Here is an 18140-nt window from a genome sequence, read left to right as displayed (position 1 = left end):
GGAAAAGACAGTGACAACTTCGGAAGCTGCGAAGACCGCCGGCGATTGGCGTGGAGCCGATCTCGGGACCCGCACCGTGTCGTACACCGAGCGCGACGCGATCCTGTACGCACTTGCCGTGGGCGCCAAGGCGACCGAGCTGGACCTCGTCTTCGAGGATCAGCTTCGGGTACTGCCGACCTTTGCTCTGACGCTGGCGCAGTGGGCTCCCGACGCTCTGGGTTCGGCGGGCGCCTTCGACACCTCGACGGCACTGCACGGCTCGCAAGAGCTGAAAGTGCTTGCTCCGCTTCCGCGTAGCGGTGACGTGACCTTGAAGGCTTCGGTCGGCGAGGTGTGGGACAAGGGCGCAGCGGCCGTGTTCGAAGTGAAGGTGGAGTGCGAATACTTCGTCGCGACCTGGTCACTTTTTGCCCCCGGTGCCGGTGGATTCGGCGGAGAACGTGGACCCTCACGTCCGGCGGAGCCGACCGGCGAGCCTTCGTTGACCGGTGTGCTGACCACAGCGGAGAACCAGACGGCGATGTACCGGCTCCTGGGCGACAAGCACCACATCCACATCGATCCCCAGGCTGCGGCGCGGATCAACCAGCCGCGTCCGATCATGCACGGCCTGTGCACGTTGGCCGCCAGCACACTCGAGCTTGCTCGGGTCGCCGGAGTGCATCCGGCTGATCTTGTCAGTCTCGAAGGTCGATTCGCTGCGGCGATCCATCCGGGTGAGGCGCCGTCCATCGTTGCGTGGGGAACTCCCGACGACCTGGCCTTCCAGGTCACCAAGGGTGATCAGGTAGCGATTTCCGGTGCACGAGTGAGCTTCTCCGCTCGCTAGTCCCTCCAGACTCAACTGCGGGGTGCTTGACCCCTCGTCGCGCCCCGCAGTTGTTCACACGAAGAAGCAGCCCCCGAGCGAATCCGCTCAGGGGCTGCTTCGTATTTGTTTCAATCCTGGTGGGTCGCCATGTAGCGAGCCGGGTACTCACCGCCGCCGTGAACGGCGATGTCGGCGCCGTTCACGTACGAGGAGAGCGGGCTCGCCAGGAACAGGCAGGAGTTGGCGATATCGGCCGGCACGGCCATGCGCTCCATCGGAATGGTCCTGGTGACCGCAGCGCCGCCGTCGGCGCCGTAGACCTCGGCGGCAGCCTCGGTACGGATCAGGCCGGTGGTGATGTGGTTGATCCGGACCTTCGGCGCCCATTCGAGGGCCAATGCCTTGGTCAGAACGAGGAGGCCTGCCTTGGCTGCGCTGTACGCCGCGGTTCCGGGCTGCGGGTCGATCGCCGAGACACTGCCGATGTTGATGATGGCACCGCCGTCGTCCTGAGTCTGCATCACTGCATTTGCGGCCTGGGCAACGTTGAAGGGTGCCAACAGGTTCAGGGCCACGATCTTCTCGACGAAGCGGGGTGACACCGTCGCAGCGTCGGCGTCGGGGGAGCCGCCGGCGTTGTTGACCAGGACGTCCAGACGGCCGAAGCGCTCGACGGCATCCTGGACGAGTGCTGCGGCGTCGGCGGGATCGCGGACGTCCGTGGCGCGAAAGGCTGCGCTACGACCGTCGGCGGTGGGTAGGTTTTCGGGCTCGTTACGGCCACAGACCAGCACGTTCGCACCCGCGGCGAGGAAGGTTTCGGCGATGACGTAGCCGATGCCTTTGGTGCCGCCGGTGACGATCACCGAGCGTCCGCTGAAATCGACGGGGTTGGGCAGTGTCACGGTGGAGCCTTCCTGGTGCGGTGCCGAGCTGAATTGCCGCCCAATGTGATTGACGCGACGTGGTCGCACACCTTAGGGTCAAGCAAGTGCTTGGTTGTTTTGTAGGTCGAGTGTAGACGACAAACAGCGGCAGTCACCAGAATCGACCGGTCCCTCCCGCAAAAGGGACCTCGGCGTCGACGGACATTGGAGTGGTCACATGGGCAAGCTCGAAGGCAAAGTCGCACTCATCACCGGTGCGGGTCAGGGAATCGGGCAGGGGATTGCCCTGGCCTTGGCCAAAGAGGGCGCCGTGATCGCCGTTGCCGGCCGCACCGAATCCAAGTTGCACACCACGTGCGGACTACTGGCTGACATCGGTGCGCGCGGTGAGGCGGTGGTCTGCGACGTCAGCAAGAAGGACGACATCACCGACGCCGTGGACCGTACCGTCGAACTGTTCGGCGGAATCGACATCCTGGTCAACAACGCCAACGACTGCAAGCCCGGCCCACTCTCGAGCGTGCTCGACGAAGACTTCGAGCGTTCCTTCGCGACGGGGCCGCTCGCCACCCTGCGCATGATGCAGGCGTCGTACCCCCACATGAACAGTCGTGGCGGTGGCGTCATCATCAACATGGTCACCTCGGCGGCGGTGCGCTGGGATGCCAGTAACTACGGCGCTTACGGTTCCATCAAAGAAGGCATGCGCTCGTTGACCCGCGCTGCCGCCTGCGAATGGGGCAAGGACAACATTCGCGTTCTCAATGTTGCCCCGCACGCCAAGACTCCCGCGTTGCAGTGGTGGATGGAAAAGAATCCCGAAGAGGCAGCGGCATTTGTCGCAGGTATTCCGCTGGGACGCGTCGGAGACCCCGAGGCCGACATCGGTCGTGCCGTCGTCTTCCTCGTCAGCGAAGACGCCGGGTACCTCACGGGTGCCACGATCCCGCTCGACGGCGGCCAGTCGCGCTGGGGCTGACCGCCATCGACCCGATCAGGTCATCACGGCGCCGCCGTCGACGGCAATCGTCTGGCCGGTGACGTTGCGAGCCTTGTCACTGAGCAAGAAGGCGACCATCTCGGCGATGTCTCCGGGCGTCTGAGCTCGACCCATCGGAACCATCTGTGCGACAAAAGAATCGAAGACGTCAGCATCGGAAACATCTGTGAGCGAGGGATCGCGTCGACGCAGTTCCTTGATGGTTCGAAGCCACATGTCGGTGAGGATCAGGCCGGGCATGACCGTATTCGAGCGAAGTCCTCGAGTCGCACCGATCCGGGCGACGCTGTGACTCATCTCGATCACGGCGGCCTTCGACGGTCCGTAGTGCGCGAGCATGTCACCGCCCAAGCGGGCACCGATCGACGCGATGTTGACGATCGCTGCCGGACCCTCGGTTCTGCTCACGAATTCGCGGCACATCAGGAAGCTGCCCTTGGTGTTCACCGCAAAGGTGTTGTCCCACTGGTCTTCGGTGATCTCGAGGAACGGAGTGAAGACGCCGATTCCGGCGCCGTTGACGAGTGCAGTCGGGCTTCCGGCCGATGCAGCCACGTCGAAGGCGTTCTTGACGTCACCTTCACGTCGAACATCGCATCGTGCCGTGTGGACTGCTACGCCAAGGCTTTCCAGGCGTGCTGCGGTGTCGGCGAGTGCGGCCTCTTCGATGTCGAGGAGAAGCAGGGTGCCGAAGTCCTCCGCAAGGCGCTCGGCAATAGCGGCGCCCAACCCGGCAGCTGCGCCGGTGACAATGGCTACGGGCGCGCTCACGGCAGGTGCGTTTCGAGCAGTGGGGCAAGCAGTTCGGCTGCGCGCGCCGCCGTGATGACCTCGCTCGGGTCCACCTTGGTCACGACTTTCGAAGCAGAATCTTCGTAGACATGCTCACCGATGAGTCGCCCCTGCTCGTCGTACGGCCAGACAAATGCCAAGGTCCGACGCACGAGATACCAACCGTTGGGGTCGATGTCCGACGACTGTTCGGGGGCTGCGGGGGTGGATCCACCCGATTCGTGCACCGCGCCGAACACCCCGTCTCCCAGAATCGATCCTGGTACGAATTGACTGAAGAGAGTCTCACCCGAGAATCCGCTGTCGGAGACCGCGAAGTCGGACTGTCCGGTCCACATGACAAGGGTGTCCGTCTCGGCGAGTGACTGGTAGAAGTTGGTGACGGCGTCCATGCCGTCGAGGACAATCGACTGCCCGTCTTCGAACAACCGGTAGACGGGTTCTTCGACGGTCATGTCGGGCGAGAGGATTTCCTTGTAACGACCGGAGACCTCGAGCAATGCGTGGCGCCGGTAGTTTCGGAGGATCTTCTGGTGCCGCGGATTGTCGATGGTTTCCAATTGCTTTTCGACGCCATCCATCATGTGGACGAATTCGTGCTCGTACTTGCTCATCACATCTCCTGGTTTCGCGGATTCGGCGGGCTGTCCGGATCTGCGACAACTGTGACCTGACGTGGCATTCGCTGTACATGTAGAACTTCGTTCGACAATTGCCGGTTTGCTTAACTCCGCTGTTCAGATACCGTGATGGTCATCACTTTGCTGGCGAACGGCGGCCTAAGACAACCGAATGGACGGTAATGAAAAAGGCGAGAAGAGGTGAAGATCTGAATCTGCGGTTGGTGTCCTCGTTGCTCGTCGTCGTGGCGGAAGGGCACTTCGGACGAGCGGCAGACCGGTTGTTCGTCACGGCGCCTGCTCTCAGTCAGCAGATTCGTCGACTCGAGGAGCAGGTGGGAACCGAGTTGATCGATCGCAGTTCGCACCCGGTGGTGCTCACCGCCGCGGGTGAGGTGTTCGTCGCGGATGCACGGCCCGCTCTCGAGTTCGCCGTCCGCGCGATGAACGGGCTCGACGCACTCGAGCGTCGGCGGGCCAGGCGGTTGCGGATCGGATTCATCAACGGGGCGGCCGGAAGTTTGGGACGTGCGGTGATCGATTCGTTGCATGCGGAGGTGGAGCTGGTCCAATTGGACTGGTCCCAACAGGTTTCCGCGGTGGCGAGCGCGACCGTCGACGCGGCCTTCGTGCGACCGCCACTGCCGGTGCTCGACGGTGTGGTGCTCGAACGGATAGGCGTCGAACCGCGGGTGTTGGCTCTGCCTCGAGGGCACCGACTGGCGGGTCGCGCGAGCATCGAGATTTCTGAAATAGATGGGACTGTGCAGGTTTCGAGTGACGGCGCACCACCCGAATGGGTGAAATGGTGGTCGGTGGACCCGCGCCCGAGTGGTGTACCCGTCCGGTACGGTCCCTCTGTCCGCACGATGGACGAAGCGCTCGAGGTTGTCGCCAACGGTCGGGCGGTGGTGATAACGGCAGCAACCATTGCCGAGTACTACACCCGCTCGGATATCAGTTTCGTGCGCATTTCCGACATCGAGCAGTGTTCGATCGATCTGTGTACCCGCGAGGGCGACAGCAGTCCGGCAGTGATCGAGCTACGCAAAGCTGTTTCAGCCCTCGGTACCGCCAGGTGATTGCCGTGTCCTGATGTGATGCGCATGTACTCGGATGAAATATGCATTCTTGCCGTCTTTGTTTTAGTCGGATAGACTAAAACCATGAAAACGATCAGCACGGCACTTGAAATCGTCGAGGCAGCACGAGTTTCGGCCGATGTGTTCGGGGGAGACTCCAGCGATCTCGACACCCGTCGCGCTGCGAAGCGTCGTTTTCATCGGCTCGCCTCCGCCATTCATCCGGACCGGGCGAAGCCCGAAGATCGGGTGCGATACTCGGCCGCAACATCTCGGTTGAACGAGCTATACCGCAGTTGGACAGCGGAGTTCGAGCCGGCAGATTCTCGGCCCGTTTATGTCGGCGAGCGGGGCGAGTACACGTTGGGTGGACTGGTAGCGCGCGGCTCGGTCGCTAACCTGTACCGGTCCGATGCCGGTGTCGTACTGAAGATTCCGCGAGACCCTCGGGCGAACTCGATGATCGAGGCCGAACGGAATGTGTTGACGGACATCGAGAATTCGTGCGAAGCCGGTTGGGCAGTCTCGTACTTCCCGCGATTGATCGATCAAATCACCCATGTGGGCAGCGGCACGAGACGTCAGATCGATGTGTTGGACGATCTGACCGAAGGTTTTGTGAGTCTCGCCGACGTCCGTGAGGCGTATCCAGGTGGCCTCGATCCACGGGACTGGGCGTGGATGCACCGACGGCTACTTCGGGCTCTGGCAGCAGCGCATGCGACTGGTTGGGTGCACACGGCGATTACCGCGGAGAACGTGCTGATCGAGCCTGATCGGCACGGGGTGGTGCTGGTCGGCTGGTCCTTTGCCACCCGTACGGGCAGCCGCCCGGTGGCGACGATCGGTTCCGATCGTGATTCGTACCCACCGGAACTCGGCGAAGGAGCGTCTCCGGCCTGGGACGTCTACATGGCTCATCATTTGATGCTCCGAATGCTGGGCGAGCAGACCCACGAACGGATGAAGGCGTTTGCCGACGGCTGCATGCAGGACAACCCGAGATTGCGTCCCGACGCGGTCGACCTACTGGGTGAGTTCGACGAACTCCTCGATCTTCTCTATGGCCAGCGGACATTTCGTCCGTTCGCCGTTCCATCCACGAAAGGACAGTGATTGTCATGGGCTACGGATACTGGGACGACAACACCTATTTGGCGGGCAAGACTTTTCGTGCCGCACGCGGTGTCGACGATTTCGGTTACACCGATTCGCTTCGGTCGCGTCCGCGAAGCAGTTGGAAAGCGGACCCGACCCTCGACCCCTTCGGCGTCGACAAGCGTGAATGCCGAGACTCGGCCGGGCACCCCGATTCTCTCCCGATAGCAGTGCTTTTCGATGTCACCGGCTCGATGGGCGCTGTTCCTCGAATCATGCAGGACAAGCTCGGAAAGCTGCACGGGCTGCTGCAACGCAAGGGATACGCGGATGATCCGCAGATTCTGTTCGGTGGTATCGGCGACGCCGATTCCGATCAGGTGCCACTACAAGTCGGCCAGTTCGAGTCGGGTAACGCGATGGACGAGCAGCTTCGGACCATCTTCCTCGAGGGCAACGGTGGTGGACAGAAGTCGGAAAGCTATGAATTGGCAGCATATTTCATGGCGCGCCACACCAGTACGGATGCCTGGGAGAAGCGCGGAAGGAGAGGCTACCTCTTCATCATCGGCGACGAGCTGAACAAGCCGCGGCTCTCGGCTCGTCACATCCGTTCGGTGATCGGCGACAAGGTACGTCAGGACGTATCGGTCTCGTCGATCTACCGTGAACTCGAAGAAAGATGGAATGTCTACTTCGTTCTGCCAGATCAGTCGTCGTACTTCAACGATCCGGAAATCGCGGATCACTGGAAGAAGTTGCTCGGTGAACGCTTCGTCAAACTCGACGACCCCGCTGCGGTGTGCGAACTGATCGCGCTGACGGTCGGAATCGGCGAGGACCGCATCGACCTGCGTGACGGACTGGCGGATCTCCGCGACATCGGTTCAAGAGCTGAAGCCGAGACCGTCGGCAAGGCTCTCGCTCTAATTCCAGGGCGCAGCACCGCGACGGTGGCCGGGTTGCCCCACGATCTCGGAACCGATACGGACGATGTCGATTTCGCATAGAAGGAGAGCATGATGGAGCCGTTCGAAGACCGCGATATCGTCGTCGTAGACCTCGGGTTCGGAGATGCGGGGAAGGGAGCAACCGTCGATTGGCTTTGCTCCGACCAAGCCGATTTGGGTGTGGCCGCAGTGGTCCGGTTCAACGGTGGGGCACAGGCAGCGCACAACGTGACGGTCGGCGAGCGCCACCACACGTTTTCGCAGTTCGGTTCGGGAACGCTGTCCGGCGTCCCGACGTTTCTCTCGAGATTCGTGTTGGTCGAGCCCATCGCCCTCGCCCGGGAGGCGCGTGCTCTGGAAGCGCTCGGAGTTCGAAATCCGTTCGATCTGATACGGATCGACGCGCGCGCATTGTTGACGACGCCGATTCACGTGGCCGCCAACAGGGCCCGTGAGGATGCTCGCGGCGGTAACCGACACGGCTCGTGTGGCAAGGGGATCGGTGAGACCGCGGCGTATGCGCTCGAAGTTGCGGATGCGCCTACGGTGGGAGACTGCCGGCGACCTGATTCCTTGCGTCGTAAGTTGTCGGCGTCGGCCACATTCTACGGACCGTTGATCGCGGAGAGTCGCCACGGTTTTCCGCCGATCGACGACATGGTCGACATGTACGCGGAATTCGGTGCCGTCGTGGACATCGCCGACCCGGATGCGCTGGGCGCGTTGGGTGCCCGTGGTCGTCTGGTATTCGAGGGGGCACAAGGTGTCCTTCTCGACGAGTGGCGGGGGTTTCACCCACACACCACGTGGTCGACGGTCGAGCCGTCCAACGCGCGAGCGATGATCGACGAGTTGGGCCGGGACAGTTACGTACTCGGCGTCACCCGCACGTACATGACACGACACGGAGCTGGGCCCTTCCCGACGGAGGATCCGGAGCTGGCGAAGGTGTTGCCCGAGCTGCACAACGGGACGGGTGAGTATCAAGGCGGATTCCGGATGGGCCACTTCGACGAGTTGTTGTTGCACTACGCAATCGAGGTGAGCGGTGGCGTCGACGGTTTGGCGCTTACTCATCTCGACGCGATGGATCGCGCGCGGGCTGCAGGCGTCCCGATCCACGGGGTGCACGCGTACGAAGGATTGCCGTTCGTTCCCGTCGGAGAGTGGAAGGATCTCGATCACCAGCAGGCGCTGACAGATTCCCTGAAAGCCGTAGGGATCGTGCCGAAGGAACTTCCGGCCGACCCGGAGGATTTCGCCCGGTATCTGAGCGAGGAAATGGGTGCGCCGGTAGTGCTGACCGCGAACGGTGCCGACCGGGTCGATCGTCAGATGCGATGCCCAGTGCCTGCATGATGGACGGTGTGGACCAGTCACTTGTCTCGATCGATGTCATCGCGCTCCGGTTCGGCAATCCGGAACCCGGGATGTTGCGATTTGCCGTCACTCCGCGGCAAGCGGAGCCGTACACCGGGCAGTTGGCGCTGCCCGGTGTACTGCTGGGCGCCGGTGAGCGGTTGCAGGACGCCGCCAGGCGAGCCGTGACCACCAAGCTCGGAATTCCCGACGAGAAGATCCTCGTCAGCGGTCAATTGACCGTGTTCGACGAACCCAATCGCGACCCCCGCGGTCCGACGCTCTCGGTGACGATGTGGGCAGTGATCTCGTCGGACGAGGTGCCGGGTTCGGCCGAATGGGTGAGCTGGGACAACCCGGGGGACCTTGCGTTCGACCACAATCGGATAGTCGCCGATACCCGCCCGATCCTTGCTGACACCCTGTTGTGGCGAGATCAGGCATTCACGCGGGCACTACTGGGTCCGTCGTTTCCGGCGTCGTACGCGCTGGCCGTGGCGGAGGAGCTTTCCGGTGTGCGTCCGGACCCGGGCAATTTGAACCGGACGCTCAAAGCGTTGCCAGGGCTGGAACGTACGGACGAACGAGTCCGGGTCAGTGCCACCGGGCGACCCGCGGTGGTCTGGGCGTGGACCGAAAACAGCTGACCTACCTCAGAAGTTGCCCCGCGCGGCCTGCTCACGCTCGATCGCTTCGAACAGGGCTTTGAAGTTTCCCAGTCCGAATCCCAGTGAGCCGTGGCGTTCGATGATCTCGAAGAACACGGTGGGACGATCTCCGATCGGCTTGGTGAAGATCTGAAGAAGATAGCCGTCCTCGTCGCGGTCGACGAGGATGCCTCGCTTCTGCAATTCCTCGATCGGAACTCGAACCTCTCCGATACGCGCGCGCAATTCGGGATCCTCGTAATACGAAGCCGGAGTAGAGAGAAACTCGATTCCTTCGTCGACCAGAGCATCGACTGCTCCGAGGATGTCGTTGGTCGCAAGTGCGAGATGCTGAGCGCCGGGACCTTGGTAGAACTCGAGGTACTCGTCGATCTGTGACCGCTTCTTCGCGATGGCAGGTTCGTTGAGTGGGAACTTGACTCGGTGATTGCCGCTCGAGACGACCTTGCTCATCAGCGCGGAGTAGTCGGTGGCTATGTCGCCGCCCACGAACTCGGCCATGTTGGTGAATCCCATGACCCGGTTGTAGAAGTCGACCCACTGGTCCATCTTGCCGAGTTCGACATTGCCGACGACGTGGTCGAGGGCCTGGAAGATTCGCTTGGGCGCGCCGTCACGCTTGCGGTACGACGACGTCCGTTCGACGTATCCGGGAAGGTAAGGGCCGGTGTAGCGGGAACGGTCGACGAGGGTGTGCCGAGTCTCGCCGTACGTCGCGATGCTGGCCAGGCGAACGGTGCCGTGCTCGTCGGTGACGTCGTGCGGTTCGCTCAACACTGTCGCGCCTTGGGTGATGGCGTGTGCGATGCACTTGTCCACGTCGGGGACGCTGAGCGCGATGTCGCGGATACCGTCGCCATGACGGCTGTGATGCGCGATCAACTCGCTTGTCGGATCCACAGCACCTTTGACGACAAAGCGCACGGCACCGCTCTTGAGTACAAACGCGTGGTGGTCGCGGTTTCCCGTCGACGGGCCTGAATAGGCCACCAATTCCATGCCGAATGCGGACTGGAAGAAATGTGAAGTCTGCGTGGCGTTTCCGACGATCCATTCGAGGCCGTCCCAACCACTCACCGGGAAGGGATCGTGATCGCTGTCGTACTCGACCAGTCCGACCAGCTGGCGTAATTGCTCCAGATCCAGGCCGGCCAACTGTTCGTCGTCGGTGAGAGTCTGTTCGACGGTCATGGTGAGTCCCCTCTGAGTGCGATGTACACAGCGCGGTGCTCGAGTTATGTTCGGCACTGCCAGTACAAACAGATAAGTCCTTCAGAGGTTGGGTAGTCAACGGAGGTAGTTGAAAGTAGACACAGCGCCGGAATGCGAAGATGGTGGCACTGTTTTGTAGGCAATTTGCATAGTTGAACGACGAGTGGAGCAGACGTGAATCTCGACGCAGTGGATCTGGCTCTGTTGGACGCGATGAACAAGCACCCGAGAGCCGGTGCGTTGGAGCTTTCGCGTCAGGTCAAGGTTGCGCGGGCGACAGTGCAGGCGAGATTGAAAAGGATGGAAGATGCGGGCGTCATCGCCGGATACGCGCCGCACGTCAATTTGGCTGCAGCGGGTTTCGGAGTACAAGCATTCGTGACTTTGCAGATCGCCCAGGGGGCGCTCGACACCGTCACCGCGGAACTCGAGGCAATCCCCGGTGTGCTCGAAGCCTTTGCCACCACCGGCTCCGGCGACGTGCTGTGCCGGATTGCCGCTGCGTCGCACGAGGATTTGCAAGCGACGCTGCTCGAACTGAATCGGTCGGGGATAGCCACCCGGTCGACCAGCGTCATGGTTCTCTCGGTTGTGGTGCCGCTCCGGTCGATGCCCCTACTGCAGACTCTGCAGTCGAAGCAGACGACAAAAGCTCCCGCGTATAGACACGACGATCAGTCTCGCTGACGACCCGGAGCCCAGAATCCCAGAACGATCGCGGATACCCACATGATCGCGGCGAGCATGAGTGCTCCTTGATCCATGCCTTTGATGAAGGCTTCACGGGCGAATTCGGCCAACTGGGCACCCTGCGGCCCGGCTGCTTCGGCGACGTGGAGAGCTGCGGCCAGAGAACCGGATACCGGCTCCTTGGCCGGTTCGGGTAGCAAGTCGACCGCGGGCTGGACGTGATTTCCGTAGCCGGCGGCGAGGATACTTCCCGCCAGTGCAACGCCGATGGCGGAGCCGATCTCACGGGTTGCGTCGTTGACTGCTGAGGCAACCCCCTGTTTGGAGTCCGGTGCGTTGGAGACGATGGCAGCAGTGGCGGGGGTTGTCGACAAACCCAATCCAATAGCGGCCACTACCAAGGGAACACAGACTTCGGCATAGGTCGAACTGGCATCCAAGCGCGTCAGGAGTGCAATTCCGGTTCCGAGGAAGGCGACACCGGTTGCGGTGAGGGCGCGAAGGCCGATACGCGGAATCAGTAGGGGCGCAACCACGGACAGGGCCATCACCGGCACGGCGATCGGCATGAGGGCGAGCGCCGATTGCAGGGGGGAGTAGTCGAGCACCAGTTGGAGATACTGCACGATCAGGAAGAACAAGCCGAAAGTCGCCAGGAATTGCAGGGTCAGTGACGCTGCGCCGCTGCCGAATGCACGATTGGCAAACAGTCTGACGTCCAGAAGTGGGTGGCGAGTGCGTAATTCGACCCAGCTGAAGATTGCTGTCATGGCAATTCCGCCGACCAGCAACGCGAGAACTACCGGATCGAGCCAACCACGGGCCGGCGCCTCGATCATCCCCAGGACGAACAGTCCGATCGAGCCGGCGATCAGCGCTGTACCAGGTAGATCGAGTGGAGTTGCCTCCGTGTCCTTCGACGTCACGATCGTGAACGACACCACGAGGATGAGGACCGAGACGACGGCCAGGCTGACGAAAATCGAATGCCAGGACCATTTTTCGAGGAGTAGCCCGGAGACGACGAGTCCGGCGATTGCACCGGACCCTGCGACGCCGGACCAGACTCCGACGGCGCGGGCACGCTGCGCCGGCGGGAAACCTGCAGTGAGTAGAGACAGCGTCGCCGGCATGACAAATGCGGCGCCGACGCCGGATATCACGCGGGAGACGATGACCCACGACGGTTCGTCCGCGAAGACCGGAATCGACGAGCCGGCAGCAAAAACGAGTAGTCCGAACATGAGCAGTTCTCGTCGACCGTATCGATCGCCGAGTGCGCCCGCCGGCAACAAGAGACAAGCCAGCGTGAGCGTGTACCCGTCCACGATCCACGTGAGCTGGCTCTGTGTTGCACCGGTATCGCGGGCCAAGTCGGGAAGGGCCGTGTTGAGAGCGGCCATCGCTGCGACGACCAGCGCGACGGCGCAGCACGCGACCGTCAGCATCCAGATCTGTCGGATGGTCCACGTGGACTGTTCGAGCGTCGTATCGCTACTCACGAAACCTCCCGATAGAAACAAGACCATCAGTATCGTTACAAGAACAGCAGTTCCACAACCCCCAAGTGGGTATAACTGAAGTTGTGACGGTGGGAATCGACAAGCAGGGAATCGAACAGCAGGGAAACGACGAGGACCCGCGCAAACAGCGTTCCAGGTCCAGGTTGCTCGACGCAGCGACCACGCTGCTGGCAGAAGGCGGCGTCGACGCCGTGACGATCGATGCCGTCACCAAGTTGGCCAACGTCGCGCGTGCGACGCTGTACCGCCATTTCGACAGCGGCACGGAGTTACTCGCCGCGGCATTTGCACGTCTACTGCCGCCGGTGCCGGAGATGTCCGGTGAAGGCGATCTCCGCGCGCAGTTGCTCGAGTTGTTGACCAGTCAGGCCAAGGCCATCGAAAGCGCACCGATCCAGGTGACGGCGATGTGCTGGCTCGGCTTGGGGCCGGAACTGAAGGGTTATTCGAGCGTCGATGCCCTGTCCACGGACAAGCCCGAATTGCGATCGCTGCGCCAGACGGTTTTCGAGCAGTACCGACACGCGTTCGATCGGATCCTGCGCTCGCCGGACGCGATCGACGCGTTGGGGGAGTACGACTACGACGTCGCACTTGCTCAGTTGGTCGGACCTTTGGTGCTCACCAAGCTGGCCACGCTGACGCCTCTCGGGGAGGCTGCGTGTGAGCAGATCGTGGACGACTTTCTGGCTGCACGCGGAGTGTCGAGCTGAGAGCTCACGGCTCCAGATTGCGGCGTAGCACGTACTGCTCGAGCCTGTCGATGCCGCGCACTCGTCGCGGACGAAGGTGTCGCAGTTTGAAATTGGCGTCCGAGCCGAGCTGGGTGGCCAGCTCGGAGTCGATCAGCACAGTGCCGGGACGAGCAGAGCTGGTGAGACGCGCGGCCTTGTTGACCACCGAACCGTAGAGATCTCCGAAGCGAACCAACGTCGGCCCCATGGCCAGACCCACCCGAAGCTGCGGATCGTCGTGATCGGCGAGGACCGCCTGCTGGATCTGCAAAGCGATCTCGGCGGCGTGGTGGGGACTTTCAGCGGCAAACATGACCTCGTCACCGACGGTCTTGACCACCCAGCCGTAGTTGCGACCGATGATTTCGGTGGACGCGGACTCGAACCGCTCGAGCAGATCGTTGAGTTCGGCGGAGTCGAGGCCGCGGGTCAGCGAGGTGTACCCGACGATGTCGGCGAAACCCACGACCAGAACACGACTCGCTACTTCTTCGCCCGGGTTTCCGACGTTGCGGCCCGTCGACGACGCGACGTGGCGCTTCCACACGTACGTCTGCAGAGATTCGACAGCGGGAATGATCTCGGCGCCGAGGCGCAGAACGATCTTCCGGATCGCTTCGGGCTCGTGATCTGCCGAGTCGGCGAGCTGGTCGATGATGTGTGTGCTGATCAGCGAGACCTGCCACTCAGCCAACCTCGACATCGACTGCCCCAGTGAACGGGCGGCAGCCACCTCACTGCTCTGCGAGATAACTCCTCGATTGACCATGTCGATGATCGTCTTGAGGGCGTTGGCGTCTTGCTGGGTGAACATGACGGCGTCGGGATCCTCGTCGACGGCAAAGCCCATCGCGACCCACAAACGATCGGCACGCTCGCGTGTCACACCGGCGAATTCCGCGATCTGCGATTGCGTGAAGCAGCGCGGTCCGCCGAGGAGGGACTCCTCGATGTCGGCTTGAATCCGGCTGAGCAGATGAGCATCGACGTCGACCGGATCAGCGGTGTGAGGTTCGGCAACGTGAGATTCAGCAGGGGCGGGTTCGGTGACCTCGTCGATCCACTCTGACTCCGAACTGCTCACCGTGCTCCTTATTGCCGCAACGAATTTCTGTCCACCATCTTCCACGCGGTGCCCCGAGAACAGTACTGAATTGGCCGAACCGTCTACGGATCCTCGGGCTCAGGCGGGCGGTGAGAGTCAACACGTCGGTGGCTTGTGCAAGAGTTGCCCCGAGAAAAGCACTGTCGATACCGAAATGCACGAGATACTTCTGAAAGGACCTGCGCATGCCACCCCGTAGACGTTCCGGCGCTGCCGCATCAACGCCGGATCACCTCACTGCGGACAATCTGGCAGCGCTCGCCACGGCTGTCGCCGAAGGCAAGCGCGCCACCGTCTATCTGCGCGAGGCGACTCCCAGCCTGGGGATCGAAGCCGGTACCTCGGCGAAAGTCGTGTCGGTGGACGGCAACACCGTGATGATCCGCCCCAAAGGCGTCAACGACGAATTGCCTTTCGAGGCAGAGGAATTGCGCATCAACCGCGTCTCCGCGGCACCGGCCAAACCGGCGCCACGGCCCAAACCAGTTGTGGAGTCCGAGCCCCTGATGGAGCCACTCGTAGAGCCTGTTCGACCGAAGCCGCGTGCGCAGCCTGCACCCGCTCCGGTACCGACTACCACTGCTGCCCCTGCCGCGACACCTCGTCCGGCCGTCAAGCGTGCGAAGAAACTGCCGGCCGGCATCAGCGTCACGATCCATGCGGGCGCGGACAACGACTGGAGCGTGACGGTCACACAGGGCGCGAAGCGTCCGGGCAAAGCAGTTCCGGTCGCACCCGATGCGGTCGAGCGAGCTGTCCGCGAGTTGGGTGAGCCCACCGCAATCGAGGCTGTCGAGTCCATCATCGTCGCTGCACGGGACATGGCTGCAGCGCGAGTCGACGAGTTGAGTCGTCAGCTCGAGGAGGCACGCAAGATGCTCGAAGCGCTCGGAGCTACCGACTAGAAACGCTGCGTAGGTCCGCACTTTCCGGGGTATGCGTTTTTTGCAGCGGGGAGATTACCGGCGGAGAGATTGTGATGTTGCAGCGAATTGTTTCGGCTCTGGCAGCGTTGGTCTTGGCACTCGGACTCGGGTTCATCGTCAGCAGCAACGCTGTTGCTGCACCCACGCCCATGGGTGGTGGTTCGGGCATCATCATCGACAATCAACTGGTCTGTACGTTGACCACTATCGGTCACGACAACGGCGGCAGACTCGTGGGTATCACCGCAGGTCACTGCGGTGGTCCTGGATCGTTCGTGATCCCGGAAAGCAACGAGGACGCAGGCGTGGTCGGCACGTTCGTCGAGTCGAACCCGGACCTGGACTACGGGGTCATCCAGTTCGATCCGGGCAAGGTCACACCAGTTCGAACGGTGGGCGCGGCAACCATCACCTCGATCGGCGCTCCGGCCAGCTTCCCGGCTACAGCCTGCAAGGAAGGCCGTACGACGGGCACGACCTGCGGCGTCGTCTGGGGAGACCTGAGCGCCGACGCATCCACCTGGACTCAGATCTGCGTCGACCACGGTGATTCGGGAGCCCCGGTCACGGTCGGGACGACGCTGGTCGCGATGGTCAACGCCTACCTCTGGGTGCCATGCCTGGGGCCGGAACTCGGCACCAACATGACCTCCATCGTGGACACGATCAATGCCCACGGAGGTGTCGGCGCCGGGTACCGGCCCATCTAGCGGCGAGCTGGGATCAGCCGCACACTGCTCCACCCGAGGCTGATCCCACGAGCTTGGAGTACTTGGCCAACACACCACGTGTGTAGCGAGGCGGCAACGGCTCCCAGCCCTTCTTGCGGGCTTCCAATTCGGAGTCGTCGACCAACAATTCGAGTTGTCCGGTACCCACGTCGAGTCGGATCTGATCGCCGTCGCGAACGAACGCGATGGGACCGCCGTCGACGGCCTCGGGCGCAACGTGTCCGACACACAGGCCGGTGGTGCCGCCCGAGAATCGTCCGTCCGTCAGCAGCAGGACGTCCTTGCCGAGACCCGCGCCCTTGATCGCGCCCGTGATGGCCAGCATCTCGCGCATGCCGGGACCACCCTTCGGGCCTTCGTAGCGGATGACGACAACGTCACCGCCGGTGATGGTGCCGTCCTCGAGAGCATCCATCGCGGCGCGCTCGCGTTCGAAAACCCGTGCAGTGCCGACGAATACATCAGACTCGAATCCTGCCGACTTGACCACCGCGCCGCCGGGCGCGAGTGACCCCTTCAAGATCGTGATGCCTCCGGTGGGGTGAATGGGCTTGTTCATCGCCCGCAGGACCTTGCCGTCCGGATCGGGCGGGGTGATGTGCGCGAGATTCTCCGCCACGGTCTTACCGGTGACGGTCAGGCAATCTCCGTGCATGAGTCCCGCGTCGAGCAATGCCTTCATGATCACGGGGACGCCGCCGATACGGTCGACGTCCGTCATGACGTGCTTTCCGAAAGGCTTGACGTCGGCGAGGTGCGGGACCTTCGCGCCGACGCGAGCGAAGTCGTCGAGCGTCAGCGGGACGTACGCTTCGTGCGCGATCGCGAGGAGATGGAGCACCGCATTGGTGGATCCGCCGAATGCCATGACGACTGCAATGGCGTTCTCGAATGCTTCCTTGGTGAGGATGTCCCTGGCGGTGATGCCTCGACGCAGGAGCTCGACAACGGCTTTGCCGCTCTCGCGGGCGAAGCCGTCGCGGCGACGATCCGGTGCGGGCGGTGAAGCGCTGCCGGGCAGCGACATTCCCATGGCCTCGGCGGCGCTGGCCATCGTGTTTGCCGTGTACATGCCGCCGCACGCGCCTTCGCCCGGGCAGATCGCCCGTTCGATGGTGTCGACGTCGGCGCGGCTCATCAGCCCACGCGAGCAGGCGCCAACCGCCTCGAACGCGTCGATGACGGTGACTTCCCGCTCACTGCCGTCGGAAAGTTTGGCGACGCCGGGGAGGGTGGAGCCGGCGTAGAGGAACACGCTGGCGAGGTCGAGGCGGGCCGCCGCCATCATCATGCCGGGCAACGACTTGTCGCAGCCGGCGAGAAGGACCGATCCGTCGAGACGCTCGGCCTGCATGACGGTCTCGACGCTGTCCGCGATCACTTCACGGGAGACGAGGGAGAAGTGCATGCCCTCGTGCCCCATCGAAATGCCGTCGGAGACGGAGATAGTGCCGAATTCGAGAGGGAACCCGCCGGCTTCCCGTACGCCTTCCTTGACGGCCTTGGCCAGGCGATCGAGGGACAGGTTGCATGGCGTGATTTCGTTCCAGGACGAGGCGACGCCGATCTGCGACTTGACCCAGTCGTCGTCGCCCATTCCTACTGCACGCAACATGCCGCGCGCTGCGGTCTTTTCGAGTCCGTCGGTGACGTCACGACTTCTGGGCTTGATGTCGGGTTCGGTCATTTTCCAAGCATAGGCGTCAGCGGGGTGTGTTTCCGGCAGACGAGCGACTCGACTTGCCGACAAACGCCGTCCGTCGTGAATAGACTCGTCGCATCGCAGTTGGGGCTGAGTGTGTCAAGGTCGGTGTGGTTCGAGGCTCGGCCCTCGATTACCGGTTGTAATCGGGATCGACTCGATCAAACTTCCAGAGAAGCGCAGGCGAAGCCTGGGTGAACATCCCGAAGCTCTCTTGAACGCCCGTTCAGGTGCGGGTTCACTCCTA

Annotated in this window: 18 protein-coding genes; 11 read left to right on the top strand and 7 right to left on the bottom strand. The window is 62.6% G+C overall.

Features of this window, described 5'->3' with window-relative positions:
• Positions 1-10 precede the first annotated feature (10 nt).
• Positions 11-832: a MaoC/PaaZ C-terminal domain-containing protein gene (locus tag M0639_RS24565; protein WP_007732645.1), complete on the top strand. Its 822-nt coding sequence runs from the start codon at positions 11-13 to the stop codon at positions 830-832.
• Between the two features lie 110 nt (positions 833-942).
• Here M0639_RS24565 and M0639_RS24560 read toward each other — a convergent pair whose 3' ends face one another.
• Positions 943-1719 (bottom strand): SDR family oxidoreductase, encoded by a 777-nt coding sequence (locus M0639_RS24560; RefSeq protein ID WP_003940546.1) that lies wholly within the window; start codon positions 1717-1719, stop codon positions 943-945.
• Positions 1720-1918: 199 nt separating this feature from the next.
• On the opposite strand from M0639_RS24560, the gene M0639_RS24555 reads away from it, so the two are divergent.
• Positions 1919-2680, top strand: a complete 762-nt coding sequence (locus M0639_RS24555) for an SDR family NAD(P)-dependent oxidoreductase (protein ID WP_064074301.1) — start codon at positions 1919-1921, stop codon at positions 2678-2680.
• 15 nt (positions 2681-2695) lie between these two features.
• Here the strand turns inward: M0639_RS24555 and M0639_RS24550 are convergent, their stop codons facing one another.
• Together M0639_RS24550 and M0639_RS24545 are read right to left on the bottom strand one after the other, a co-directional pair.
• Positions 2696-3472, bottom strand: a complete 777-nt coding sequence (locus M0639_RS24550; protein ID WP_007732641.1) for an SDR family NAD(P)-dependent oxidoreductase — start codon at positions 3470-3472, stop codon at positions 2696-2698.
• The gene (locus M0639_RS24545; protein ID WP_064074302.1) at positions 3469-4107 is read right to left on the bottom strand and encodes a hypothetical protein; all 639 of its coding nucleotides are present in this window, start codon (positions 4105-4107) and stop codon (positions 3469-3471) included. The genes M0639_RS24550 and M0639_RS24545 overlap by 4 nt, the downstream gene beginning before the upstream one ends.
• Positions 4108-4295: 188 nt before the next feature.
• Between M0639_RS24545 and M0639_RS24540 the strand changes: the two genes are divergently transcribed.
• From M0639_RS24540 to M0639_RS24520, 5 genes are all read left to right on the top strand, one after another.
• The gene (locus M0639_RS24540; protein WP_064074303.1) at positions 4296-5195 is read left to right on the top strand and encodes a LysR family transcriptional regulator; all 900 of its coding nucleotides are present in this window, start codon (positions 4296-4298) and stop codon (positions 5193-5195) included.
• An 84-nt stretch (positions 5196-5279) separates the two neighbouring features.
• Positions 5280-6311 (top strand): hypothetical protein, encoded by a 1032-nt coding sequence (locus M0639_RS24535; protein WP_064074304.1) that lies wholly within the window; start codon positions 5280-5282, stop codon positions 6309-6311.
• 5 nt (positions 6312-6316) lie between these two features.
• The gene (locus tag M0639_RS24530; RefSeq protein ID WP_064074324.1) at positions 6317-7303 is read left to right on the top strand and encodes a hypothetical protein; all 987 of its coding nucleotides are present in this window, start codon (positions 6317-6319) and stop codon (positions 7301-7303) included.
• Positions 7304-7312: 9 nt separating this feature from the next.
• Positions 7313-8602 (top strand): adenylosuccinate synthetase, encoded by a 1290-nt coding sequence (locus tag M0639_RS24525; protein ID WP_064074305.1) that lies wholly within the window; start codon positions 7313-7315, stop codon positions 8600-8602.
• Positions 8599-9249, top strand: coding sequence for an NUDIX hydrolase (locus M0639_RS24520; RefSeq protein ID WP_020909123.1), 651 nt, complete (start codon positions 8599-8601; stop codon positions 9247-9249). Before M0639_RS24525 ends, M0639_RS24520 begins: the two co-directional genes overlap by 4 nt.
• A gap of 6 nt (positions 9250-9255) precedes the next feature.
• Here the strand turns inward: M0639_RS24520 and hppD are convergent, their stop codons facing one another.
• Complete coding sequence (gene hppD / locus M0639_RS24515) at positions 9256-10461, bottom strand: 4-hydroxyphenylpyruvate dioxygenase (protein ID WP_064074306.1); 1206 nt, start codon at positions 10459-10461, stop codon at positions 9256-9258.
• A 195-nt stretch (positions 10462-10656) separates the two neighbouring features.
• Between hppD and M0639_RS24510 the strand changes: the two genes are divergently transcribed.
• Positions 10657-11169: an Lrp/AsnC family transcriptional regulator gene (locus M0639_RS24510; protein WP_054831433.1), complete on the top strand. Its 513-nt coding sequence runs from the start codon at positions 10657-10659 to the stop codon at positions 11167-11169.
• Here the strand turns inward: M0639_RS24510 and M0639_RS24505 are convergent.
• Entirely contained in the window at positions 11157-12701 is a 1545-nt protein-coding gene (locus tag M0639_RS24505; protein ID WP_064074307.1) for an MFS transporter, read from the bottom strand. The genes M0639_RS24510 and M0639_RS24505 overlap by 13 nt on opposite strands.
• A 56-nt stretch (positions 12702-12757) precedes the next feature.
• On the opposite strand from M0639_RS24505, the gene M0639_RS24500 reads away from it, so the two are divergent.
• Positions 12758-13408 carry a TetR/AcrR family transcriptional regulator gene (locus M0639_RS24500; protein ID WP_030537009.1) on the top strand — a complete coding sequence of 217 codons (651 nt, stop codon included), beginning with the start codon at positions 12758-12760 and terminating at the stop codon, positions 13406-13408.
• 4 nt (positions 13409-13412) lie between these two features.
• Here M0639_RS24500 and M0639_RS24495 read toward each other — a convergent pair whose 3' ends face one another.
• Complete coding sequence (locus tag M0639_RS24495; RefSeq protein ID WP_007732623.1) at positions 13413-14513, bottom strand: adenylate/guanylate cyclase domain-containing protein; 1101 nt, start codon at positions 14511-14513, stop codon at positions 13413-13415.
• A 206-nt stretch (positions 14514-14719) separates the two neighbouring features.
• Here M0639_RS24495 and M0639_RS24490 point away from each other — a divergent pair, with 206 nt between their 5' ends.
• Both M0639_RS24490 and M0639_RS24485 read left to right on the top strand, forming a co-directional pair.
• Complete coding sequence (locus M0639_RS24490) at positions 14720-15439, top strand: DUF6319 family protein (RefSeq protein WP_003940205.1); 720 nt, start codon at positions 14720-14722, stop codon at positions 15437-15439.
• Positions 15440-15513: 74 nt separating this feature from the next.
• On the top strand, positions 15514-16170 hold the full coding sequence (locus M0639_RS24485) for a S1 family peptidase (RefSeq protein ID WP_007732621.1): 657 nt from the start codon (positions 15514-15516) through the stop codon (positions 16168-16170).
• Positions 16171-16183: 13 nt separating this feature from the next.
• Here M0639_RS24485 and ilvD read toward each other — a convergent pair whose 3' ends face one another.
• Positions 16184-17878 (bottom strand): dihydroxy-acid dehydratase, encoded by a 1695-nt coding sequence (gene ilvD, locus M0639_RS24480; RefSeq protein ID WP_003940201.1) that lies wholly within the window; start codon positions 17876-17878, stop codon positions 16184-16186.
• Positions 17879-18140 lie beyond the last annotated feature (262 nt).

This window comes from Rhodococcus qingshengii JCM 15477 (assembly GCF_023221595.1).
In the GTDB taxonomy this organism is placed as follows: Bacteria; Actinomycetota; Actinomycetes; order Mycobacteriales; family Mycobacteriaceae; genus Rhodococcus_F; species Rhodococcus_F qingshengii.
The sequence above is the reverse complement of the archived record's forward strand: the minus strand, read 5'-3'. Positions and strand labels throughout refer to the sequence as shown.

Bases quoted from the DNA above. Each gene is read 5' to 3' on its own strand.
- ilvD (WP_003940201.1), bottom strand. From the start codon at position 17,878: ATGACCGAACCCGACATCAAGCCCAGAAGTCGTGACGTCACCGACGGA.
- M0639_RS24525 (WP_064074305.1), top strand. From the start codon at position 7,313: ATGATGGAGCCGTTCGAAGACCGCGATATCGTCGTCGTAGACCTCGGG.
- M0639_RS24545 (WP_064074302.1), bottom strand. From the start codon at position 4,107: ATGAGCAAGTACGAGCACGAATTCGTCCACATGATGGATGGCGTCGAA.
- hppD (WP_064074306.1), bottom strand. From the start codon at position 10,461: ATGACCGTCGAACAGACTCTCACCGACGACGAACAGTTGGCCGGCCTG.
- M0639_RS24540 (WP_064074303.1), top strand. From the start codon at position 4,296: ATGAAAAAGGCGAGAAGAGGTGAAGATCTGAATCTGCGGTTGGTGTCC.
- M0639_RS24490 (WP_003940205.1), top strand. From the start codon at position 14,720: ATGCCACCCCGTAGACGTTCCGGCGCTGCCGCATCAACGCCGGATCAC.
- M0639_RS24530 (WP_064074324.1), top strand. From the start codon at position 6,317: ATGGGCTACGGATACTGGGACGACAACACCTATTTGGCGGGCAAGACT.
- M0639_RS24485 (WP_007732621.1), top strand. From the start codon at position 15,514: ATGTTGCAGCGAATTGTTTCGGCTCTGGCAGCGTTGGTCTTGGCACTC.
- M0639_RS24505 (WP_064074307.1), bottom strand. From the start codon at position 12,701: ATGGTCTTGTTTCTATCGGGAGGTTTCGTGAGTAGCGATACGACGCTC.
- M0639_RS24520 (WP_020909123.1), top strand. From the start codon at position 8,599: ATGATGGACGGTGTGGACCAGTCACTTGTCTCGATCGATGTCATCGCG.
- M0639_RS24535 (WP_064074304.1), top strand. From the start codon at position 5,280: ATGAAAACGATCAGCACGGCACTTGAAATCGTCGAGGCAGCACGAGTT.
- M0639_RS24555 (WP_064074301.1), top strand. From the start codon at position 1,919: ATGGGCAAGCTCGAAGGCAAAGTCGCACTCATCACCGGTGCGGGTCAG.